The organism is Mycobacterium sp., assembly GCF_965230835.1.
Classification (GTDB): domain Bacteria; phylum Actinomycetota; class Actinomycetes; order Mycobacteriales; family Mycobacteriaceae; genus Mycobacterium.
Map to the genome: position 1 here is coordinate 4,610,872 of NZ_CBDDLW010000002.1, position 22,068 is coordinate 4,632,939.

18 protein-coding genes and 3 pseudogenes are annotated in these 22,068 nt (G+C 62.6%); 12 read left to right on the plus strand and 9 right to left on the minus strand.

Going from position 1 to position 22,068, the window contains the following annotated elements:
- Window positions 1-77 precede the first annotated feature (77 nt).
- Window positions 78-674, minus strand: a complete 597-nt coding sequence (locus ACO07W_RS21050; RefSeq protein ID WP_421845513.1) for a TetR/AcrR family transcriptional regulator — start codon at window positions 672-674, stop codon at window positions 78-80.
- 84 nt (window positions 675-758) lie between these two features.
- Between ACO07W_RS21050 and ACO07W_RS21055 the strand changes: the two are divergent.
- A pseudogene (locus ACO07W_RS21055) lies at window positions 759-1,037 on the plus strand (Rieske 2Fe-2S domain-containing protein); the annotation flags it as partial.
- A gap of 69 nt (window positions 1,038-1,106) precedes the next feature.
- On the opposite strand, the gene ACO07W_RS21060 reads toward ACO07W_RS21055, so the two are convergent.
- Entirely contained in the window at window positions 1,107-2,381 is a 1,275-nt protein-coding gene (locus ACO07W_RS21060) for an IS256 family transposase (RefSeq protein ID WP_421840071.1), read from the minus strand.
- A 126-nt stretch (window positions 2,382-2,507) separates the two neighbouring features.
- On the opposite strand from ACO07W_RS21060, the pseudogene ACO07W_RS21065 reads away from it, so the two are divergent.
- From ACO07W_RS21065 to ACO07W_RS21090, 6 genes and pseudogenes are all read left to right on the plus strand, one after another.
- Window positions 2,508-3,392 (plus strand): annotated as a pseudogene (locus ACO07W_RS21065) (3-ketosteroid-9-alpha-hydroxylase); the annotation flags it as partial.
- 259 nt (window positions 3,393-3,651) lie between these two features.
- Window positions 3,652-4,149, plus strand: a complete 498-nt coding sequence (locus tag ACO07W_RS21070; RefSeq protein WP_421845514.1) for an SDR family oxidoreductase — start codon at window positions 3,652-3,654, stop codon at window positions 4,147-4,149.
- A complete protein-coding gene (locus ACO07W_RS21075) occupies window positions 4,059-5,366 on the plus strand; it encodes an IS256 family transposase (RefSeq protein ID WP_421846150.1) in 1,308 nt (435 codons plus the stop codon). Before ACO07W_RS21070 ends, ACO07W_RS21075 begins: the two co-directional genes overlap by 91 nt.
- Before the next feature lie 49 nt (window positions 5,367-5,415).
- On the plus strand, window positions 5,416-6,222 hold the full coding sequence (locus ACO07W_RS21080; RefSeq protein ID WP_421839996.1) for an SDR family NAD(P)-dependent oxidoreductase: 807 nt from the start codon (window positions 5,416-5,418) through the stop codon (window positions 6,220-6,222).
- Between the two features lie 144 nt (window positions 6,223-6,366).
- Window positions 6,367-6,816: pseudogene (locus ACO07W_RS21085) on the plus strand (SDR family NAD(P)-dependent oxidoreductase); the annotation flags it as partial.
- Window positions 6,817-7,588: 772 nt separating this feature from the next.
- Window positions 7,589-8,863, plus strand: coding sequence for an IS256 family transposase (locus ACO07W_RS21090; RefSeq protein WP_421840071.1), 1,275 nt, complete (start codon window positions 7,589-7,591; stop codon window positions 8,861-8,863).
- Window positions 8,864-9,064: 201 nt separating this feature from the next.
- Here the strand turns inward: ACO07W_RS21090 and ACO07W_RS21095 are convergent, their stop codons facing one another.
- The 5 genes from ACO07W_RS21095 to ACO07W_RS21115 all read right to left on the minus strand — a co-directional run bounded on the left by ACO07W_RS21095 (window position 9,065) and on the right by ACO07W_RS21115 (window position 13,733).
- Window positions 9,065-9,997: an NAD(P)-dependent oxidoreductase gene (locus ACO07W_RS21095; RefSeq protein ID WP_421845515.1), complete on the minus strand. Its 933-nt coding sequence runs from the start codon at window positions 9,995-9,997 to the stop codon at window positions 9,065-9,067.
- A complete protein-coding gene (locus ACO07W_RS21100) occupies window positions 9,994-10,353 on the minus strand; it encodes a nuclear transport factor 2 family protein (protein ID WP_421845516.1) in 360 nt (119 codons plus the stop codon). The genes ACO07W_RS21095 and ACO07W_RS21100 overlap by 4 nt, the downstream gene beginning before the upstream one ends.
- 38 nt (window positions 10,354-10,391) lie before the next feature.
- On the minus strand, window positions 10,392-11,648 hold the full coding sequence (locus ACO07W_RS21105; RefSeq protein WP_421845517.1) for a cytochrome P450: 1,257 nt from the start codon (window positions 11,646-11,648) through the stop codon (window positions 10,392-10,394).
- Between the two features lie 26 nt (window positions 11,649-11,674).
- Complete coding sequence (locus tag ACO07W_RS21110) at window positions 11,675-12,295, minus strand: TetR/AcrR family transcriptional regulator (RefSeq protein WP_421845519.1); 621 nt, start codon at window positions 12,293-12,295, stop codon at window positions 11,675-11,677.
- 253 nt (window positions 12,296-12,548) lie between these two features.
- Window positions 12,549-13,733 carry a cytochrome P450 gene (locus ACO07W_RS21115; RefSeq protein WP_421845520.1) on the minus strand — a complete coding sequence of 395 codons (1,185 nt, stop codon included), beginning with the start codon at window positions 13,731-13,733 and terminating at the stop codon, window positions 12,549-12,551.
- A 113-nt stretch (window positions 13,734-13,846) separates the two neighbouring features.
- Here ACO07W_RS21115 and ACO07W_RS21120 point away from each other — a divergent pair, with 113 nt between their 5' ends.
- The 3 genes from ACO07W_RS21120 (at window position 13,847) to ACO07W_RS21130 (ending at window position 17,486) form a co-directional block, all read left to right on the plus strand.
- Window positions 13,847-15,121, plus strand: coding sequence for an IS256 family transposase (locus tag ACO07W_RS21120; RefSeq protein ID WP_421840071.1), 1,275 nt, complete (start codon window positions 13,847-13,849; stop codon window positions 15,119-15,121).
- Window positions 15,122-15,525: 404 nt separating this feature from the next.
- Complete coding sequence (locus ACO07W_RS21125) at window positions 15,526-16,977, plus strand: amidase (protein ID WP_421845521.1); 1,452 nt, start codon at window positions 15,526-15,528, stop codon at window positions 16,975-16,977.
- Window positions 16,978-17,096: 119 nt separating this feature from the next.
- Window positions 17,097-17,486: an NYN domain-containing protein gene (locus ACO07W_RS21130; RefSeq protein ID WP_421845522.1), complete on the plus strand. Its 390-nt coding sequence runs from the start codon at window positions 17,097-17,099 to the stop codon at window positions 17,484-17,486.
- Between the two features lie 98 nt (window positions 17,487-17,584).
- Here ACO07W_RS21130 and tpx read toward each other — a convergent pair whose 3' ends face one another.
- Entirely contained in the window at window positions 17,585-18,082 is a 498-nt protein-coding gene (gene tpx / locus ACO07W_RS21135; protein ID WP_421845523.1) for a thiol peroxidase, read from the minus strand.
- A 133-nt stretch (window positions 18,083-18,215) separates the two neighbouring features.
- Here tpx and ACO07W_RS21140 point away from each other — a divergent pair, with 133 nt between their 5' ends.
- Window positions 18,216-19,166 carry a GlxA family transcriptional regulator gene (locus tag ACO07W_RS21140; RefSeq protein ID WP_421845525.1) on the plus strand — a complete coding sequence of 317 codons (951 nt, stop codon included), beginning with the start codon at window positions 18,216-18,218 and terminating at the stop codon, window positions 19,164-19,166.
- 33 nt (window positions 19,167-19,199) lie between these two features.
- Window positions 19,200-19,919, plus strand: coding sequence for a DJ-1/PfpI family protein (locus ACO07W_RS21145; RefSeq protein ID WP_421845526.1), 720 nt, complete (start codon window positions 19,200-19,202; stop codon window positions 19,917-19,919).
- 74 nt (window positions 19,920-19,993) lie between these two features.
- Here ACO07W_RS21145 and ACO07W_RS21150 read toward each other — a convergent pair whose 3' ends face one another.
- Window positions 19,994-21,943 (minus strand): serine/threonine-protein kinase PknD, encoded by a 1,950-nt coding sequence (locus ACO07W_RS21150; RefSeq protein WP_421845527.1) that lies wholly within the window; start codon window positions 21,941-21,943, stop codon window positions 19,994-19,996.
- Window positions 21,944-22,068: the final 125 nt, after the last annotated feature.

The window sequence follows — 22,068 nt, forward strand, 5'->3', positions numbered from 1 at the left end:
CGGCAAAAGAGCTGGTCACTTTAGCACCGCCGCCGGCTGTATTGGATATACGCCATGCGTCAGCACTGTGTCTCCAATTACGGGATATCGGGCCCCGGAAGAGGTGCCGTGAGCATTGCGGCCAGCATCCCAATGATGTCCTCAGCGCTGCCAACGCCGGCGGCATCGCTGTGCGCGGTGCGCTCACGTTCGGACAGCAGAGCGAACATGGACGTCCCCACTGCATTTATCCGGCGGCGGCGAGCATCGGGATCCTTAGTGGGTATCGCGCGGGCCAGTTCTTCGAGCAATTGTGGCCACACAGCCCCCTGTCTCTGATACGCATCGGTATTGAGATCCATGACAGCTAGTTGTAGGAAGCGGGCGTAATACCGGCTGGGCACAGTGATCAAGGGCAGTACGATGATCCGCAGCAGCGCATGGATATCTGTACGGGTGTCGACGTCCAACACCGCGAGCATCAACGCGCGTTCGCGCTCCATTGGCTCCAGCCGGCGATCCACCACGGCATCGATTAGCTCCTGGCGGTTGTGGAAGTAGTAATTGACCGCCGAGTGGTTGCGCTGCCCTGCCGCCACGGCGATTTCGCGGAGTGACACCTGCATGCCGCGCTCAGCGATCAAACGTTCCGCGGCATCGAGGATCTCATTTCTGGCGCGTTGCCCACGACTCACAGCTATCTATCGTAGGAACACCTGCAAAACTAAGCTACTGTGCTTAGATATTAATCTGATTGGCTCAACCAAGCAAAGAAGGCCATGGTTACGAAAACGACAGAGATCCGTCAGATCGATCCCGGTCCGCCAATGCATCGTTTCGCCCGCGGCTGGCACTGCCTAGGCCTCGCGGAAGAATTTCGCGACGGTCAGCCGCACGGCGTCATTGCATTCGGCACCAAACTGGTGGTGTTCGCTGACGACGTCGGCACGCTGCACATACTTGACGGTTACTGCCGGCACATGGGCGCCGACCTGTCGCAGGGGACCGTGAAAGGTGACACAGTTGCGTGTCCATTCCATGACTGGCGATGGCAAGGCTCCACCGGACGCTGGGTGGCGTCTTAGGACTGGTGTAAAAACGCTGGGCGCATGTTCCTGGTGGTCATGTTACGCGGCGGTGGTGTCGGTCGTGGTTGTTGTGGTGGGGGGATGCAGTGGGCGGGGTGGCTCGAGCAGTTGGTGGCGTAGTTCTTGGAGGTGGCGGCTGGTCGCTGATGTTTGGGTGACTCCGCGCCAGCCGCGGCTGGCGCGGTCGAGGACGGCCCATACCAGCGACAGACAGCTGGTTTCGCCGGGTAGGCGGCCGATGACCTTGACCCGGCGACGGGATTCTCCGAAGGTGCGTTCGATGAGGTTGGAATGGCGGATGCGTGTCCAGTGTTGGCGGGGGAAGCGCAAATGCACGCTCAGCGAGGCGAAGTCGTTGGCCAGGCAAGCGACCGCGGCTGGGTAGAGCCCGCGGTATGTGGTGGTGAACTCCTCGGCGCGGCGGGTGGCTTCATCCACGGCCTGCTGGCCGGGTGGCTGGTCAATGTCATCGAAGATCGACCAGAACGCGGCTTTGATCTCGTCCTGGACCGCGACAGGTGTCTTGGCGATGACGTTACGGCAGCGATGGATCAGACACCGCTGACGCAGGCTTGCCGGAAACGTGGTCTCCCATGCGGCGATCAGGCCCGGCGCCCCGTCGGAGATGCCCAGTAGCGGCGGGCGTAGTCCCCGGTTCCTCAGGTCAGCCAAGAAGTCGGCCCACGCATCAGCCGACTCCGCTGCGGCTGGGGCCAGCCCAATAAACAGGGGCTTGCCGTCGGTGCAGATGCCCCAGGCGGCCAGCACCGGCTCGGCCGGGGCGTTGGGATGCATCCGAAAGTTCGAGGCATCCAAGAACAGGTAGTCCAACACCAGCTCATCAAGGCGTCGAGACGACCACGCAGCGAACTCGTCTTTGATGGCCGCACAAATCCGGCTCACCGTCGAGCGCGACAACGCCGCCTGCGAGCCCAGCACCTCGGCCAACGCGGCCTCGATGTCGCGATCCGACAAACCGCGCACCCATCCCGAAATCACCAACGCCTCCAGAGCGTGGGTGCGCGTCACCCCGGCACCGAATAGCCGCGAACAGAACCGCTCGTCGGTGTCGCGTAGTTTCGGGCGGCATAATTCGACCGAGCCCATCGTGGTCTTCACCGTCGCCGGCGGTTGATACCCATTGCGGTACCCGCCCGGGCCGTCCTGAACCCGACGCTGGTGACGGGCTCGGCCCAACACTGCTTCTACCTCGGCCTCCACGGCGACCTGAAACACCAGACGCACCGATAACCGCCCGACCTCCTCCAAAATCTCGGTCAACGGCCGCTCGGTCGCGGCGAACAACTGATCCATCTCAACACGCACACGCTCAATCGGCGATACTCGCTTGGTCACGGGCGTAGCCCCTCCTTCATAGCTTTCGTCGGTTGCGACGGAACCTACGCCCGTGACCATTTACACCAGCGATGAGACGCGACCGGACGCTGCTCCCTGGTGCCCTACGCTCGCAGAACGCCGCGGCTGGCGCGCACCCGGCGCTGGCCCTGCCAAGAGGTCAACGGCCAACTGCTGGTGTGGCACGACCCCGAAGGTTCGACCCCACCCCCGGACCTACTGCCACCCACCATAGAAGGCTATGACGAGGGCAGCTGGTCACCGTGGTCATGGAATACGATTCTGATCGAGGGATCGCACTGCCGCGAGATCGTCGACAACAACGTTGATATGGCGCACTTCTTTTACATCCATCACGCATATCCGACGTATTTCAAGAACGTCACCGAGGGCCACATCGCCAGTCAGTTCATGGAATCCAAAGCACGCCCGGCCACCGCGTCAGACTACGAGAAGCTTTGGGATGGAACGAAATTACGTTCAGAGGCTGCATACTTTGGACCTGCGTACATGATCAACTGGCTACGCAACGACGTCGCACCTGATTTCACTCTCGAAGTCGTCCTGATCAACTGCCACTACCCGGTCACCCACGACTCATTTCTATTGCAGTGGGGCGTGGCGGTGCGGGCAGTCCCCGGACTGCCCGCCGACAAGGCCACAAAGCTAGCTGCCACCATGAGCCGCTCCTTCGGACACGGCTTCCTGCAAGATGTTGAGATCTGGAAACAGAAATCGCCCATCGAAAACCCGTTACTCACCGAGGAGGATGGCGCGGTCTATCAACATCGGCGCTGGTATGAGCAGTTCTATGTGGACCTCGCCGAGGTCACTTCTGATATGACGAATCGATTCGAAATGGAAGTCAACACTGAACACGCAAACCAGTACTGGCAACGCGAGGTCGCCGACAACGTCACTCGGACAGCGGCGACCGCAGAGGTGAGCGCCCCTAGGGGCCGCCGGTAGGACAATCGCAATGAACTCGATAGAGACTCATGCCGATCCAAATCCATTGACACTCGGATCAGCGTGCAACGACCCTCTGGCGCCCAACATGAATCGCATACGGTCGGTAGTGCGCAGCTGAATCGATTTTTAATCGCCGGAACCGCTGTGGCGCTGCTCAAGTGGCCTAGTCTCCGGCATTACGTGCCTTAAGCATTGGCCGAACCATCTGACGAATTATCCCTCTCACCGCTTGGAGGTTGAACACGATATGCCCGATATGCAAGATAGAGTCGTCCTTATCACCGGCGCATCGTCTGGTTTGGGCGCCGTCACGGCACGGCTACTCGCTGCATCCGGCGCAACAGTATTCGGGGTGGCCCGGGATGCTGATCGACTTGCTCAGGTCTTTTCCGAAATACCAACAGGTCAATATCACATAGCAGATGTGTCATCTGCGCAGGATTGCCGCAACGCTGTGGACGAGGCCGTCACCCGGCTCGGCCGGCTCGATGCGTTGATCAATATCGCCGGGAACCACGCCATGCGCCGGACCGAAACCGTGACCGGGTCGTGTCCGGGATCCGGTGTAAATAGGGAGCACGCGCGTAGGTTCCGCTTCACGACCTGCAAGTCTGCGAAGAAGGAGTCACGCTCGTGCCTGTCCGCGTATCAGCGACCGACCGTATCCGCACCAAAATCGACGCCCTGTTCGCCGAGGATCGGGAACTGCCTGAAATCCTTGAAGAAATCGCCCGCCTCGGCGCCCAGCTACTGATGCAGGCGGCCCTGGAGGCTGAGGTCACCGAGTTCCTCGGTCGTGAACGCTACCAACGTACCGCCGCCTGTGCCGACGCTAACGGCGGTTCGCGCAACGGATATCGGCCGGTGACCATCAAGACCACCACAGGTGCGGTCACCTTGGAGCGGCCGAAACTGCGTGGCACCATGCAAGCGTTCGCCTCTCGGCTGTTCGGTAAGCATGTGACGAAAACCAACGCCCTGGAAACGCTGGTGATCGCCTCGTTCATCCGCGGCCTGTCCGTCCGGGATGTCAAGGCCACCCTCGCTGAAGCGCTCGGCGATCAGGCGGCGATCTCCAAGTCCGCGGTTTCGGAAGTCTGTAAGGCGATCCGGGCCGAATACCAGGCGTGGGCTCGTCGCCCACTCGGTGAGATCGCTCTGGACTACCTGTTTTTGGACGCCAGTTTCTTTCGGATGCATCCCGGGTCGCCGGCCGAGCCTGTGCTCGCCGCCTGGGGCGTCACCACCGAGGGCAAACCCGTGTTCGTCGGATTGTCACCCGGGACCGGAGAGTCCACCGACGCGTGGTCCGACTTCCTGACCGACCTGCGCGAACGCGGTCTTGCCACTCCGCTGCTGATCGTCTCTGACGGCGCCAAGGGACTGATCGCAGCCATCGAACAAATCTACCCAAAAGCGTTGCGCCAGAGATGTCTTATTCATCGCCTTCGCAACGTGCTTGCGAAGATCCCCACCGGGATGCAAGTCGAGGTCCGTGACGGATACTGGGCGATTTTTGATACCACCGGCCTGGGTATCGAGCCGGGACCGCAGCTGGTTGAGATCGTCGACAAGCGGATCGAGGCGTTCGCCGCTAAATACTCCGACCTCTACCCGGCGGCTATGCGGATCCTGCTCACCGACAAAGCAGGGCTGACCGCCTATCTGCGGTTTCCGGTTGAACACCATGGCCGCGTTCGGCACTCAAATTTCATTGAGCGCTCCTTTGGAGAAACTAAGCGACGGACCAAGGTCATTGGCCGATTCCCCGGCGAGACCAGCGCCATCAGCCTGGTGTGGGCCGTGCTCGACCGCGCCTCGGCCGGTTGGCGCGGCCTCACCATGACACCGGTCGGCACCCGACTGCTGCAAGACCTACGCCGATCCCTGCTCGACTCACCCCGCCAACTGCGACCGCCTCAAAGTCAAGCACCTACCGGCCAGGCAGATCCCGTCTCCGCCACGGCGTAGCGAGGCGCACGCACGCGTGACGACGCCCACCCGGTCCCAGTAAGGGGAGGTGAGGGAAACCGTTTGCCACGGCGGCGTGGCCGTGGTCGATAGCCTGCACAATGTGGATCTGAATGGGATGACAGCGGTGGTGACCGGCGCAGCTAGTGGCATCGGGCGCGCGTTGGCGCATGCACTGGCCGACCGTGGAGCCAACCTCGTGCTCGCCGACATCGACACCGTCACATTGAGCGAAGTTTCGCAGTCACTGGGGGCACAAGCGGTTCCCACTGACGTTGCCATGCCGGATGCGGTCGAATCGCTCGCTGAAGCCGCCGGCGACGCCCGGGTCGTGTGCCTGAACGCCGGAATCACCGGTAGGAGCTTTGGTGCTCCGTGGGAAGTGGCCGCTCCTGACTGGAACAGGGTGTTCGCGGTCAACGTCGGTGGCGTTGTCAACGGCTTGCGTGCGTTCGTACCCAGACTGCTGGCCGCGAACCAGCCCGCGCACATCCTGATCACCGGCTCATTGGCTGGGGTGCTGACCTTTCCCAGCGGCGGCGCTTACGGACCCTCCAAGCACGCCGTCGTGGCCGTGGCCGAACACACCGCGCTGGCACTGGCCGACACGCCGATCGGCGTGAGCATGATCTGCCCCGCCCTGGTCTCGACAGGCATGTCCACCGACGGCATCGACCCCGCCGAGGTCGCTGCACAGGCGCTGGCCACTATCGACCGCGGAATCTTCGCTGCGGTCCCACCCGACTGGCAGCGCACCCTCATCACCGCGGCATCGCGTCGCGCCACTGGTCAGCGTCCCGAATCGCCTGCGGTCGCCACCTCGACCACGCAGAAACAACCACCAGCGCCCTCATAGCCCAAACATCGCCGGCGCACGAACCACGACCGGCCCGTACAACCCCCAACCCGCGAATCGACCTGCCGCCGAACCAGACGCCCGTATGCTAACAGCGGAGCGAAACTGGCCCTGCCTTTTACACCGGCATCTGGACGCAGCCCCGTGACCGACTCCGAGTGGGCTCAGGATCTAGCGATAAACCTGAACGGCCCCTTCTTCCTGTGCCGAGCGGCATTACCGCATTTGCTGGCACGCGGTGGCGCGATCGTCAACGTGGCGTCCATCGCTGGGGTCGAGGGTCAGGCATACTCAGCCGGATACTGCGCGGCCAAACACGGCCTGATCGGCCTTACCCGGGCACTAGCCGTGGAGTACACACGAGACCGCCTGCGAGTCAACGTAGTCTGCCCGGGCGGTATGCACACGCCTCAGATCACCAACTTCAGCGCACCGGAGAACGCGGACTATGACCTTATCCTCCGCAGCGCCTCTCCACGCGGAATAATGGAGCCCTTGGACGTAGCCCACGTCATCGCCTTCTTAGCCAGCGACAGTGCGGCAGCCATTCACGGCGCGGTGTACCGCGTAGACAACGGCAAGGGCGCCGGCTGACCGTTATCCCGCTTTCGGCGCAAGCTTATGACTTCGCGACACAGCTAACCGCGACCGGCGGCCGAGCCGCGGGTCATTGGCGTCGTTGGTGGCTGGCGACCAAATTGAATCAGCGCACGTGCCACTTTGACTGCAGCTGCGGGAGGCCTCGGGAGCCGATTGATCAACATCAACAACAGTGATGAACAATCCTACGACGGCCACCGCGATCTCGAAACGCGCTACCGAATCTAGTCCGCGCGCAGTTACATCGATCCCATCAGCGCCCAAAGCCGGCACTCAAAAATCGTCCTCGCTGATCGTGTCCTCAGATGCGCTGGCGTGTGGCATGTGCGCCCCACCGTGACACAATTCGCGAAACGCGCTTCCGACAGGACGTAAAATTATGTTCCCCCGTCCTACCTGCTTGACCCTGGCCTCGATCCGCGCATCGATGCCCAGCTCGATCTCGCGCAAGCACTACGTGACAGCGGGGTACGCGACCTGGCAATACGCGGTCACCCCTGCCCAAGAAGATCACCCCAGTGACAATGCCCAACTCTGAGATGCACACTCTCGCACGCACGTTGCCTATATCTTCACCCCGGAACAGGAATGCCTCCGTCGACGACCCGGTAGATCGGAGAGGTCGGACTATCCGGCTCATGGTCGCGTCTCATCGCTGGTGTAAATGGTCACGGGCGTAGGTTCCGTCGCAACCGACGAAAGCTATGAAGGAGGGGCTACGCCCGTGACCAAGCGAGTATCGCCGATTGAGCGTGTGCGTGTTGAGATGGATCAGTTGTTCGCCGCGACCGAGCGGCCGTTGACCGAGATTTTGGAGGAGGTCGGGCGGTTATCGGTGCGTCTGGTGTTTCAGGTCGCCGTGGAGGCCGAGGTAGAAGCAGTGTTGGGCCGAGCCCGTCACCAGCGTCGGGTTCAGGACGGCCCGGGCGGGTACCGCAATGGGTATCAACCGCCGGCGACGGTGAAGACCACGATGGGCTCGGTCGAATTATGCCGCCCGAAACTACGCGACACCGACGAGCGGTTCTGTTCGCGGCTATTCGGTGCCGGGGTGACGCGCACCCACGCTCTGGAGGCGTTGGTGATTTCGGGATGGGTGCGCGGTTTGTCGGATCGCGACATCGAGGCCGCGTTGGCCGAGGTGCTGGGCTCGCAGGCGGCGTTGTCGCGCTCGACGGTGAGCCGGATTTGTGCGGCCATCAAAGACGAGTTCGCTGCGTGGTCGTCTCGACGCCTTGATGAGCTGGTGTTGGACTACCTGTTCTTGGATGCCTCGAACTTTCGGATGCATCCCAACGCCCCGGCCGAGCCGGTGCTGGCCGCCTGGGGCATCTGCACCGACGGCAAGCCCCTGTTTATTGGGCTGGCCCCAGCCGCAGCGGAGTCGGCTGATGCGTGGGCCGACTTCTTGGCTGACCTGAGGAACCGGGGACTACGCCCGCCGCTACTGGGCATCTCCGACGGGGCGCCGGGCCTGATCGCCGCATGGGAGACCACGTTTCCGGCAAGCCTGCGTCAGCGGTGTCTGATCCATCGCTGCCGTAACGTCATCGCCAAGACACCTGTCGCGGTCCAGGACGAGATCAAAGCCGCGTTCTGGTCGATCTTCGATGACATTGACCAGCCACCCGGCCAGCAGGCCGTGGATGAAGCCACCCGCCGCGCCGAGGAGTTCACCACCACATACCGCGGGCTCTACCCAGCCGCGGTCGCTTGCCTGGCCAACGACTTCGCCTCGCTGAGCGTGCATTTGCGCTTCCCCCGCCAACACTGGACACGCATCCGCCATTCCAACCTCATCGAACGCACCTTCGGAGAATCCCGTCGCCGGGTCAAGGTCATCGGCCGCCTACCCGGCGAAACCAGCTGTCTGTCGCTGGTATGGGCCGTCCTCGACCGCGCCAGCCGCGGCTGGCGCGGAGTCACCCAAACATCAGCGACCAGCCGCCACCTCCAAGAACTACGCCACCAACTGCTCGAGCCACCCCGCCCACTGCATCCCCCCACCACAACAACCACGACCGACACCACCGCCGCGTAACATGACCACCAGGAACATGCGCCCAGCGTTTTTACACCAGTCCTAAGACGCCACCCGGCTCATCCCCCACTGAAACATCGGCGTTCACTGCTAGCCCACAAAGATTTTGGATAAGCCGCTTACCGACCCCAGGTCTCGGGAACGATGACTCTTAAACCCGCCGATCTGCGACTTCGGCTCCACCGCCGATAGACCTACCTATCACCGGCCGTCTTGGTTGTTCGGCGCCGTTGGGTCGTAGCTCGGTGATGTGTGCGCGGCTCGGTGCTCAAAAACCTCCGTCGTCGCCAGGAAGAACTTATCGCCAAGGCCCGCTGCGATCGCCTCGAGCAGCGTTTGGTGAGCTGCGCTGGCCATGGGCATGCTGGTTGCATGGTCGCGCGCGGTTTCGAGCGCCAGGTAAAGATCCTTCTCGGCCAGCGCCAGGTCGTAACTCGAATTGTCCCACTGCCGGTTGAGCACCATCGGTGACAGCTGCATGAACATACCCGCAGATCCAGAATTGAGGGTGTTGTAGAACGTCTGGGGATCCAGGCCCGCCTTGGAGGCCAGCACATAGGCTTCCTGGACCACCTGATTTCCCACCAGAAAAATCTGGTTGTTCAGCAGTTTTAGCAGCGTCCCGGTCCCGGGTCCGCCCAGACGCACCGTATCGTCGCGGCCGAAGGTGAGCAAAACCTCGCGAACCGTATCGAAGGCTTCCGCGTCACCTCCCACCATCAGCGTCAAGTTCGCAGCCTCCGCTGCCCAAACCCCGCCGGAGACAGGCGAATCGACGTATGCGACGCCGGCGTCGCGACAGCGATCATAAAATCGTCTCGCTGCCCGCAACGAGATAGTGGAGAGATCAACTACGACAGCGCCCTGGACCGCCGTGGATAACACACCAGCGGGGCCCGTCAGAACAGTTTCGACGTCGTCAGGCCCGGGCAGCGACATGACCACAACCTGAGCCTGTGCTGCAGCCTCCGCCGGTGAATCGACCCAGACAGCGCCGACATCTACCAGCGCTTTGCCCCGCTGCGGGTCGAGATCACAGATGGTGGTCGGGAAACCGGCAGCCACCACGTGGCGGGCACACCGCGCACCGATGTTGCCGAGCCCGATAAACGCGGTGGTTGGCTTTGTTGTCATTGTGCGAGGTTGGTCAGGTAGTAGACGCTTAGTTCTGCGACGAGTCCATCGGCGTTGACTTCGATGTAGTCGAAGGCACGCTGCGGGTGCTCGGGCGCTTGCGGGCTCACGGCCGTCAGTTGAACTCCGCAGGCTTGGCCTTGTTCGAGGGTCGCGCCGACTGTGAGAACCGTTTTGGCAGCAAGCACCGTGCCGGCGTAGAAGTTCTTGATGGCGTCTTTTCCCTCGAAGCGGCCGAACGGGTGGGTAAGGACGGCGTCATCGGCATAAACCGACATCGCTGTTTCGATGTCGGAGTTGTTCAGCGCGTCGAACAGCTTGAGCGCCGTTTTCAACGGTTGGCCAGGTGACGGCATCTGATGTCCTCTTTGCTGTTGTGTTGGGTTGGCTGGATTCAGGCCGGGTTGAGATGTACTGGCATGCGGCGGATTCCGGTGTGCTTATTCGAGCGAATCCATTCGGGTCGGCCGATCAGCTCGACCGATCCGACGCGGTCGAGCAGCGCGTCAAAGACCAATCGGATTTCCATCCGTGCCAGGTTGGCGCCCAGGCAAAAATGTGAACCGTAACCGAAGGCAAGATGCGGATTAGGGTCACGACGAATATCCATACAGTGCGGATTGGCAAACACCGCACCGTCCCAGTTGGCTGAGGCCCACCACAGGACAACCTTGTCACCCGCGGCGATGCTTCGCCCCCCGATATCGATCGGTGCCGTGGCAGTGCGGCGGTCATAGGGCACCGGCGACGAAAACCGCAGAATTTCTTCGATCGCCTGCGGCAACAGCGATCGGTCCCGGCGAAGCTCTTCCCAGACGTGTGGGTGCTCGATGAGCGCCAGCATGCCGCCGGCGATCGCGTTACGGGTGGTGTCTGAGCCAGCGGCAACCAATAAGCTGAAGAACATCTGCTGTTCCAGGTCGGTCATCGATTCGGGGTCGGCGCCGTCGCGAAGTCGACCCGCGGCAACCACACTCAGCATGTCTTTTGCTGGACAACCGCGCTTATCGGCGAGCAGGTTGCTGCCGTACTCGAAGAGAGCAGCCGCGGCCTGGCTAACCTCATCGGTTTGTTCGCCGAGATCTCGACCTTCGAAATCGAGGATCTCATCGGCCCACTCGACGAGCTTGTGCCGGTCTTGCTGCGGAACGCCAAGAAGACCCGCCATCGCCTGCATCGGCAACTCGACAGCGACATCGACCAAGAAATCGCAGGAGCCCTTATCCAGCGCGGCGTCGACGATGGAGCTGGCTCTCGCGGACAGGTCGGATTCGAGCTCTCGCAGCGCCCGCGGCGAGACCGTTGGCTGGACCGCGAGGCGGATATCTCGGTGGCGGGGGTCGTCCATCATGTTGAACATGACACCGGCCACCAGACCGCGAGGCATGTCTTGCAAGATGGTGCCACCGCCGCTTCGTGCGCCTGCCCCCTCCGAGGACAGCAACTCGTGTTGGGTTGCGGCCCATTTGATGTGGGAGTAGGTGGTCAGCGACCAGAACCCTTCGCCGTCAGGTGTGTGTTTGGTGGGGTCCTGCCAATAGACAGGCCGATCCTCGCGGAGATGTTCGAAGATGCCGTGGGGGAAGCCTGACGCAAACGCGGCAAGATCGCTCAGATCTGGATCGGCGTTCGCCTGGGGCACCGGTGCCACACCCCAAGGTTGGGATTCAGGGTTGCTCATCGACACACACCGCTCAACAACATGCCCAGAACCTTCTCCGCGACTTCGCCAGGCGGCGGGCGCTCGGCCTGCTGGCTGCGAGCGTCGGTCAATCCGCCGAGGACGTAAGTCGTCATCGCCACAACATCTTCAAGCGCCAAGTCGTCACGAAGACGCCCCTGCTCACGAAGGAGTGACAGCGCCTCTTGCAGATAGCCGACGACCTCAACACCAACAACCATGATTTCTGTATTTGCAGCCGCCGAGGACTCGCCTAGTCGGGCCGCCGCCAACGTCAACGACAGCTCGTAGAAGGCACCCAAACCATCAATGTGCTCGAGCAACACCCGGAAAATTGAAACTAGCCGGTCGACCGGGTCTACCTGCATCGCCGCAGATGCAGTGAGCCGCTCGGTCAGCTGAGCGTGACCGATTTCGAGCGCTCCTCGTAATATCGCATTGCGGTCCGCGAAATGGTTGTACACGGTGCTACGCGACACATTGGCTTCGGCCGCGATCTCGTCTACCGAGACCTCAAGGCTGCCGCGTTCGGTGAACAACCGACGAGCGGCCTCCGCAATATCGCGTCGTCGACCCAGATGAATCAACTCTGACATACGAGCGGTGCCGTCATGCATACATGAACACTACATCAAAGTTGGACACAGTGTCCAATATAAAATACATATGTCTAGCTTGCAGGACTACTGTACAGATCCAGCCACGAGATGGTAGGAGTGCCAGGAACGAGGCTCGCGACATCGAGCGACACCCGCGCCACCGCACTTCGCTCGGCTTGCACTATCCCTGCGGTGTTGACTGAGCAAAGCCCGGTGGCGAGATCGCGTCGATCGGCTCTTGGTCGATCCGCAAGTGATTGCTTGCGCGCGGCTAATAGGAAACGTGCAAGGTATCAAGACCCCGAAAGGTCCCGGTCTGAGTCCAACGCGGTGCCGGCTCGGCAATCCTGAGCCGGCGCAGATCCAGCCGTCTGGCGACCGCATCAACCATTATTTCGGCCTCGGCGCGCGCGAGCTGCTGGCCTAAGCAAGCGTGCGGGCCGATAGCAAAGGACAGTGGACGGCCTTCGTCTCGGGCGATATCGAAGCGTTCAGGGTCGGTGAAGCGCTCTGGATCGCGGTTGGCCGCACCCAGCAACACCAACACCGGCGTCGTCGGATCCATTGCAACCCCATCAAGTTCAACGCGCTCAGCGGCAATTCGCACGACGAACAGAGTCGGGGGCGCGAATCGCAGGAATTCTTGGACTGCGAGGTCGATCCGCGGCGCATCCAGAAACCCCGCGCGTTGCTCGGAGTCGCCGAGCAGGGTGAACAGTCCGTTTGTGAACAAGTCGCGGGTGGTGCGGTGTCCCGCCGAGTAGAGCGTCATGATGAGCGAGAGCAACTCGGGTTCCGAGAGACCACCGCCGCCATCGTGGGCCTGGCTCAGAGCCGTGACCAAGTCGTCGCCCGGATTGTGACGGCGCTCGGCCACGAGATCGCGCACGTACGCGGAAAAGCCCTCCGAGGCCGCTACCGCGCTGTTGCGGTCTTCGTCACTGATCTGCAGCCCGAGTAACGGTGTCACGGCTTCGGTCCAGCGTGACAGCTTGCCTCGATCGGCCACAGGAACGCCCAGCATCTCCGAGATCACCAACGACGGGAACGGACTAGACAAGCCGCGCAGAATGTCAGCGCGCCCGCCGGCGTCCACCCGCTTTGCCAGAGGTTCGATCAGCTCATCGGCAAGCCTTGTCATCGGCTCACGCAGCGCCTCGATCCGGCGAGGCGTAAAGGCCAAGTTGACCAGCCCGCGGACGCGAGGGTGATCTGGGGGGTCGAGAAAGTTGATGCGATGCGACATCTCGTCGCGAGCCGCGCCCGGCGGCAATGAAGCACGGAAGACGTCCGCAATGGGACCGGAGAGAAAGCGGCGGTCACGTAGCACCTTCTGCGCCACGGCGTAGCCAACGACGACGACGAAGCCCGCGTTGGAGCACCAAACTGGACCGTGCTCGCGCAACTTCCGGAAGGCATCGTAGGGATCTGAATCGCGCCCGAGGTCGCGTCTCATCGCTGGTGTAAATGGTCACGGGCGTAGGTTCCGTCGCAACCGACGAAAGCTATGAAGGAGGGGCTACGCCCGTGACCAAGCGAGTATCGCCGATTGAGCGTGTGCGTGTTGAGATGGATCAGTTGTTCGCCGCGACCGAGCGGCCGTTGACCGAGATTTTGGAGGAGGTCGGGCGGTTATCGGTGCGTCTGGTGTTTCAGGTCGCCGTGGAGGCCGAGGTAGAAGCAGTGTTGGGCCGAGCCCGTCACCAGCGTCGGGTTCAGGACGGCCCGGGCGGGTACCGCAATGGGTATCAACCGCCGGCGACGGTGAAGACCACGATGGGCTCGGTCGAATTATGCCGCCCGAAACTACGCGACACCGACGAGCGGTTCTGTTCGCGGCTATTCGGTGCCGGGGTGACGCGCACCCACGCTCTGGAGGCGTTGGTGATTTCGGGATGGGTGCGCGGTTTGTCGGATCGCGACATCGAGGCCGCGTTGGCCGAGGTGCTGGGCTCGCAGGCGGCGTTGTCGCGCTCGACGGTGAGCCGGATTTGTGCGGCCATCAAAGACGAGTTCGCTGCGTGGTCGTCTCGACGCCTTGATGAGCTGGTGTTGGACTACCTGTTCTTGGATGCCTCGAACTTTCGGATGCATCCCAACGCCCCGGCCGAGCCGGTGCTGGCCGCCTGGGGCATCTGCACCGACGGCAAGCCCCTGTTTATTGGGCTGGCCCCAGCCGCAGCGGAGTCGGCTGATGCGTGGGCCGACTTCTTGGCTGACCTGAGGAACCGGGGACTACGCCCGCCGCTACTGGGCATCTCCGACGGGGCGCCGGGCCTGATCGCCGCATGGGAGACCACGTTTCCGGCAAGCCTGCGTCAGCGGTGTCTGATCCATCGCTGCCGTAACGTCATCGCCAAGACACCTGTCGCGGTCCAGGACGAGATCAAAGCCGCGTTCTGGTCGATCTTCGATGACATTGACCAGCCACCCGGCCAGCAGGCCGTGGATGAAGCCACCCGCCGCGCCGAGGAGTTCACCACCACATACCGCGGGCTCTACCCAGCCGCGGTCGCTTGCCTGGCCAACGACTTCGCCTCGCTGAGCGTGCATTTGCGCTTCCCCCGCCAACACTGGACACGCATCCGCCATTCCAACCTCATCGAACGCACCTTCGGAGAATCCCGTCGCCGGGTCAAGGTCATCGGCCGCCTACCCGGCGAAACCAGCTGTCTGTCGCTGGTATGGGCCGTCCTCGACCGCGCCAGCCGCGGCTGGCGCGGAGTCACCCAAACATCAGCGACCAGCCGCCACCTCCAAGAACTACGCCACCAACTGCTCGAGCCACCCCGCCCACTGCATCCCCCCACCACAACAACCACGACCGACACCACCGCCGCGTAACATGACCACCAGGAACATGCGCCCAGCGTTTTTACACCAGTCCTAAGACGCCACCGCGCCCGAGCGCGGTTGGATCAAAGTCGATCGTCTGCGTTGTCACCGGACACCGCCGTCACTGCGGCCATGAGGTCGCGCATGGCCATCAACCATACAGACCCGCGGGTCGCGAAGTGCAGCGGTTGCCTCGTCGACTGGTACATGCTCCACCCGGTGATCGATAACCTCGCGGAGAATGGCTATGCAGACACGAATGCACGCGTGGCGGCGAAGCGCATGGGCGTCTCGCACGGCGCCGGCCCGCGCCAAAGTCAATGTTTTGGGAACGCATCGCGGTGGTCATAGCACGGTTCGTTAGAGCCTAGGCCGGGCGGCCACGCATGGTACGTGTTGGTACCGTCGAATGCGTGACACGGAAACACGTTTTTGGTGACGACCCACTCGGTGATCTTGACGCCGTCGCGTTGGTCGAGGCGCTGCGGACCAGACAGGTGTCGGAGTCCGAGCTTGTCGAGGCTGCGATTGCACGCACGGAAGTCGTCAACCCGGTGTTGAATGGGTTGGCCTATAACGCTTTTGACTTCGCCCGGACGCGCGCATCGCAGGCGCACGCACACGGCGGCTACTTCGCCGGTATCCCTTCGTTCATCAAGGACAACGCGGCCGTCGAGGGTATGCCGACGATGCTGGGTACCGACGCGTGGAATCCACGGCCCGCAGCGGCTGACGGTGATTTTGCGCGCGCATTTCTCGCGACCGGTCTCATCGCGCTAGGCAAGACGCTGGTGCCGGAGTTCGGTCTCAGCGGCGCCGCCGAGCATCCGCGCTTAGGACCTGTCCGCAATCCATGGAATCCCGCGTACACGGCCGGCGCATCGTCAGCGGGTGCCGGTGCGTTCGTTGCCGCTGGGGTGGTGCCGATCGCGCACGCCAACGACGGCGGAGGCTCGATCCGAATCCCGGCCGCCTGCAACGGATTAGTTGGCCTCAAACCGTCGCGCGGCCGACTGCCACTTGACAAGGAAATGCGCAGGATGCCGCTGGTGATCACCGAAAATGGAGTGCTGACCCGGTCGGTACGGGATACCGCGGCGTTCTATCGAGAGATGGAGAAGGTGTGGCGCAACCCGAAGCTGCCGACAATCGGCGACATCACGCAGCCGAACAAGCAGCGTCTGCACATCGCTTTCTGCACTAACTCAATCCGGCGCGATGCGAGCCCCGAGGTGTGCGACCTAACCCTCAAGACTGCCGCTCTACTAGAAGAATTGGGTCATCGCGTCACGCCCATCGACAACCCGGTACCCGACCGCTTCCTAGACGACTTTCTGCTCTATATGTCGTTTTTGGCGTTCGCGCTGGTGCGTGGCGGACGTCGCATGTTCGGTCCGAGCTTCGACCGCTCCCGGCTGGACAACCTGACGCTGGGGCTGGACCGCAATGCTGCTCGTAACCTGCACCGAGTGCCGGCGGCGATCGGCCGACTGGCACGGTCTCGCCGGATCACAGCTCAGATGGCCAATACATACGACGCCATCTTGCTACCGACATTGGCCGATGTCACTCCGCCGGTCGGCCATCTTGACCCCATGGGCGACTACGACCAGGTCATAGACAGACTCATCGACTGGGTCGGGTTCACACCCATTCACAACGCCACCGGTGATCCCGCCATCTCACTGCCGCTTGCCCAAGCTGCTAGCGGGATGCCAGTCGGCATGATGTTGTCCGCCACACCGGGCCACGAGGCCAGACTGCTGGAGTTGGCCTACGAACTCGAAGAGGCCCGGCCCTGGCCGCGCATAAACTCCGAGCTGACAAACGACGCAACTCAATCCAGTACGTTGCCGAACACCTAATAACCTGCCACACCAATTTTCCTTGCCATCTCGGCAGCGCTATCAGCAGCAATGCGCACGGCTACCGAGCGCTGCGATGGCACGATGCGCCATCGGGTTCCTTCGTCGTACCGTGAGATGTGCATTGGATCGTCGACGGCATGAACGTGATCGGGACTCGCCCCGACGGGTGGTGGAGGGACCGCCACCGCGCAATGGTTGCGCTGGTGGCAATGCTTGACCGTTGGGCGTTGGCCCAGGAAGCCCATCAGGGCCAACGGGTGACTGTCGTGTTCGAACGCCCACCAGCAACCGCAATACACTCCGCGGTGGTGGAAGTGGCTCACGCACCCATGGCGGCAGCCAACTCCGCTGATGACGAAATAGTCCGGTTGGTGCGCGCCGCAAAGAGACCCGATGAAATTCGTGTCGTGACTTCGGACAGAACGTTGAGTGACCGGGCCCGAACCCTAGGCGCATCCGTTCACCGAGCGGAGAGCTTTCGCGACCTCGTCGACCCGCGTGACTGAACTGCTACGGCCACGCGAAGTGCGCCGCTGGGGCCAGTGCTCGAAATCCGGATCTAGCCGGCCACTGGCACCAACGACGCACCCGCAATCCGACCGCGCTATGCGCTCATTGCCGCCAAGGCGGCATCATAATCGGGCTCATTAGCTATCTCCGGCACCAATTCCGTGTACACGACTTTGCCGTCACCACCGATCACCACGATGGCTCTAGCTAGCAGCCCGGCCATCGGACCATCAGCGATAGTGACGCCGTAGTCCTTGCCAAAACTGCTCCGGAACGCCGACGCCGTGGAGACGTTCTCAGTGCCTTCAGCACCGCAAAATCGCTTCTGGGCGAACGGCAGATCGTTTGACACGCACACCACGGTCAGGCCGCCCGCGGCGGCGCGCTCGTTGAATGTTCGCACGCTGGTGGCGCACACCGGCGTGTCCACGGACGGAAAGATGTTCAACAACACTGGCTTGCCACGGAATTGCTCGGCGCTCACCGCGCCTAAATCGGAGCCGACCAACGTGAAGCCGGGGGCCGAAGATCCCACAACAGGCAGTTCGCCGACAGTACTGATCGCATTTCCACGCAAGGTTATCTGTGCCATGCGTCCAGTGTGCCAAGGCCGCACCGGCCACAGCCGGTCAGGTCCACCGCGCAGCACCCACGGCTGTCCTATGTCCTAATTCGTGGGATACCCGACGTAGACGCCAGACCCATAGTCTGCCAATACTGGCTTCGTGGCTCGCAAAGTGGTTATTGTCGGCTTCCCTGCCGTGCAGACTCTCGACGTCGTGGGGCCGCACGAAGTTTTTTCCAGCGCATCCCTCCTGACCAGCGGCGCGTACGAAGTCACATTGGCGTCAATCAACGGCCAGCAGGTGCGTGCCGCTACCGGCCTGACTTTCATGGCCGAGCCGCTCCCAGACCCTGTCGAACCGGTAGACACCGTCGTGCTTCCGGGTGGAGCTGGAATCGAGGCGGCGCGGTCAAATCCCGACCTCCAAGGCTGGATCAAAGCCGTGGCGGGAACAGCCCGCCGCGTCGTCACTGTCTGCACAGGCGCCTTCCTGGCCGCCGAAGCAGGGCTACTGGACGGCTGCCGTGCCACCACACACTGGGCCTTTGCCGAGCCCCTTGCTCGCCAATTCCCCACCATCGACGTCGATCCCGACCCGATTTTCGTCCGTAGCTCCGAGACGGTATGGACGGCCGCGGGCGTGACCGCCGGTATCGATCTCGCGCTGTCCCTGGTCGAGGACGACCACGGCACTGACATCGCACAGACGATCGCGCGCTGGCTCGTCTTGTATTTGCGCCGCCCCGGTGGACAGACGCAGTTCGCGGCGCCGGTGTGGATGCCGCGGGCCAAACGTAGCGGGATCCGCGAGGTGCAGGAAGCTATCGAAGCACAGCCGGGCGCCACCCACACGATCGATGAATTGGCTCGTCAAGCGGCATTGAGCAAACGTCACTTCACTCGGGTGTTCACCGACGACGTTGGTGAGGCACCTGGCCAGTACGTGGAACGCATCCGCACCGAAGCCGCCCGCCGCCAGTTGGAAGAGACCGACGACACCGTGATGGTCATCGCCGCCCGATGTGGGTTCGGCACCGCCGAAACAATGCGGCGCAACTTCATTCGCCGCATTGGCGTCTCGCCGGACCAATACCGCAAGACGTTCGCCTAGCTCGACGTTCGACCGCCAATTGAGGAGCATCACATGGTCCAGATCGCGTTAGTCGCATACCCGGGATGCACAGCCCTGGATATGATCGGGCCGTACGAGGTGCTGCGGTTTCTGCCGCGCGCCGAGGTTCGATTTGTCTGGCATGAGGTCGGCCCGATCACCACCGATTCCGGTGTGCTCGTGCTCGGCGCCACGCACTCGCTGGCGGAATCACCCGCGCCCGATCTGGTTCTCGTTCCGGGAGGCCCGACCACGCCAGTTCATGCGCGGGACCAAAAACTGCTCGAGTGGCTGCGCCAGGTGCACCGAACCGCAAGCTGGACGACGTCTGTCTGTTCAGGCTCACTGATCCTGGCAGCTGCCGGGCTGCTGCGGGACCGACGCGCCACGTCGCACTGGCTGACGGTTCCCGCGTTGAAGGCATTTGGCGCTATCCCAATTGCCGACGAGCGCATCGTGCACGACGGGAATATCGCCACGAGCGCGGGCGTTTCCGCGGGCCTCGATCTCGCGTTGTGGCTGGCCGGGGAAATGGGAGGTAAAGGCCGCGCCGAGGCGATCCAACTGGCGGTCGAATACGACCCACAGCCACCGTTCGATTCCGGCCACATGTCAAAAGCGTCGACGTCGGCGAAAGCCGCCGCGACCGCGCTGCTATCCAGGGACAGCGCAACGCCGGCCAATCTGAAGGCGACGACGTTGCTTGCCTGGCAGCGGGCGCTCACGGCGGCCCGGTCCCACCGGCGCAGGTGAGCGGACCCAAAACGAGCGGCGGCCGAAAAGCCACCCGGCGCGTGAGAACTCGCCCTCTGCGGTCAAGCCTGGCCTTATGCCGCTGGCAGCTTGACCACTCTATTGTTGTCGATATCGGCGACGTAGACGTTGCCTGCGGCATCTACGGCCACGGCTTCCGGACCGTTCAGACCGGTGAACGGGAGCTCAACCTGGGTACTGGACCCTACTGGCAGTTTGAGCACCCGGTTGTTGTGACTGTCGGTTATGTAGATGTTGCCAGCGGCGTCCACCTCAACGCCCTTTGGCACATCAAGGTCGGTGAAAGGCAGCCTGACCTGGCTATTGGAGCCTGCCGGAAGTTTGAGCACCCGGTTGTTGCCTCCATCGGTGACGTAGACGCTGCCAATGGCGTCCACCGCCACACCATAGGGAACGTTTATCCTGGTGAAGGGTAACTTGACCTGGGTGTCTGACCCCACTGGCAGTTTGAGCACCCGATTCATGCCGTCGCTGACGTAGATGTTGCCGGGCGCATCTACCGCCACATCCCAGGGACTTTTCAGACCGGCCAACGGCACCTCGATCTGGGTATTCGACCCGGCAGGAAGTTTGAGCACTTTCGGCGAACCATCAAGACCACCGTCGGCCAGGTATACATTGCCCATCGTGTCGATGGTCAAACCGTCGGGGTCGGTCAGCCCAGTGAACGGAAGTTCGGTCGGGGTGTTCGACCGGGCCGCGAGCCGGAGCACCCTGTTGGTGCCATCGTCGGTGACATAGACGTTGCCGGCTTTGTCGACCGCGATGCCGTCGGGGATGCTCAGATCGCCGAATGGCAGCTCGACTTGCGGTAGATGCGCATCACCGGAACCAGGCGATAACGCAGCAGACGACGCCGGCTGCTGCCTTGCTCCACGGCCGACAACAACCGTGGTTAAAGCAGCCACGAGTACCAGCGCGGCGACCGACGCCAGGGCGATCGTCACACGACGGTGCCTCCGCAGAAAGGGCAACTTCTGCGGCGTGTTCTGGGCATTGGGCGAAAAGCTGGGCGGGCGGGGCGACGTAGGGGCGGCAAGCGTTTCCGCAAAGTCTGCGGCGGGCACCGCGGCAACCTGAGTGACCGCATCCGCCGGGGCCGCAGGCCCCGGCGGACCGTAGGTGACCGGGCACCCCTCGGTGGTCGTCAGCGCCTGCTGAGCTGCGTCAGCTAGCTCGCCTGCGCTGGAGTAGCGGTCCCAAGGGTTCTTGGCCATCCCGCGAGCGATCACCGAGTCGAAAGCCGACGGAATCTGCGGCCGATTCAGGCTCGGCCGCGGGATCGGTGCGGTCAGCTGAGCGGTGATCAGTGCGGGTAAGTCGGCGGCGGTATAGGGCTGGGATCCGGTAAGGCACTCATAAAGCACGCAGGCCAGCGCGTAAATGTCGGCGCCAGGACCTACCTCAGCGTTGCTGAGTCGTTCGGGAGCCATGTAGGCAAAGGTTCCGATCGCAATGCCGGTGCTGGTCAGCTTGGCGTCGGCGGCGGCGTTGGCCAGGCCGAAGTCCATCAGGCAGGCGAAATCGTCATTGGTGAGCAAGATGTTGGCTGGTTTTACGTCCCGGTGTGTCACCTGTTTGCCGTGGGCGGCATCCAGCGCGGCCGCGACTTGGCGGACGATCTGGACAGCCTGTACCGGGCTCATCGGCCCAGCTTGGGCCAGCTTGGTCTGCAGATCGGTGCCTTCGATAAGCCGCATATCGATGTAGAGTTGCCCGTCGATCTCGCCGCACTGGTGGATGGGCACCACGTGCGGTTCGTTTAGCCGCCCAGCGGTGCGTGCCTCGCGGTACAACCGCTCCCTAAACACCGGGCTCTGCGCGTAGGGGGCCGCGATCAACTTGAGAGCCACCGAGCGGTGCATGAGACTGTCTTGAGCCTCATACACCTCGCCGTACCCGCCAGCTCCGAGCAGCCGTTTCAGCACGTAGTGTCCGAGCCGCGAACCCACGCGCGCGCCCGCGGCGATGCGGCTGGCCTTCGGTTCTTCTAGTGCACCCATCACTCACTCAGCGGCATGACGTGGAAAAACACCTTTCGGGAATCACCGTAAACCACATCGCTTCGCCCGATGGGTGAAACTGCGGGCAGGCCGAATCTCAGCTTCGGGAAAAGTGCTCCCAGCGA

What these genes read in the sequence shown, in the direction of transcription:
- tpx (WP_421845523.1), bottom strand. Translation starts at nt 18,082, where the DNA reads ATGGCACAGATAACCTTGCGTGGAAATGCGATCAGTACTGTCGGCGAA.
- ACO07W_RS21110 (WP_421845519.1), bottom strand. Translation starts at nt 12,295, where the DNA reads ATGCATGACGGCACCGCTCGTATGTCAGAGTTGATTCATCTGGGTCGA.
- ACO07W_RS21100 (WP_421845516.1), bottom strand. Translation starts at nt 10,353, where the DNA reads ATGCCGTCACCTGGCCAACCGTTGAAAACGGCGCTCAAGCTGTTCGAC.
- ACO07W_RS21145 (WP_421845526.1), top strand. Translation starts at nt 19,200, where the DNA reads ATGGTCCAGATCGCGTTAGTCGCATACCCGGGATGCACAGCCCTGGAT.
- ACO07W_RS21120 (WP_421840071.1), top strand. Translation starts at nt 13,847, where the DNA reads ATGGATCAGTTGTTCGCCGCGACCGAGCGGCCGTTGACCGAGATTTTG.
- ACO07W_RS21060 (WP_421840071.1), bottom strand. Translation starts at nt 2,381, where the DNA reads ATGGATCAGTTGTTCGCCGCGACCGAGCGGCCGTTGACCGAGATTTTG.
- ACO07W_RS21115 (WP_421845520.1), bottom strand. Translation starts at nt 13,733, where the DNA reads ATGAGACGCGACCTCGGGCGCGATTCAGATCCCTACGATGCCTTCCGG.
- ACO07W_RS21150 (WP_421845527.1), bottom strand. Translation starts at nt 21,943, where the DNA reads ATGGGTGCACTAGAAGAACCGAAGGCCAGCCGCATCGCCGCGGGCGCG.
- ACO07W_RS21095 (WP_421845515.1), bottom strand. Translation starts at nt 9,997, where the DNA reads ATGACAACAAAGCCAACCACCGCGTTTATCGGGCTCGGCAACATCGGT.
- ACO07W_RS21070 (WP_421845514.1), top strand. Translation starts at nt 3,652, where the DNA reads ATGCAAGATAGAGTCGTCCTTATCACCGGCGCATCGTCTGGTTTGGGC.
- ACO07W_RS21090 (WP_421840071.1), top strand. Translation starts at nt 7,589, where the DNA reads ATGGATCAGTTGTTCGCCGCGACCGAGCGGCCGTTGACCGAGATTTTG.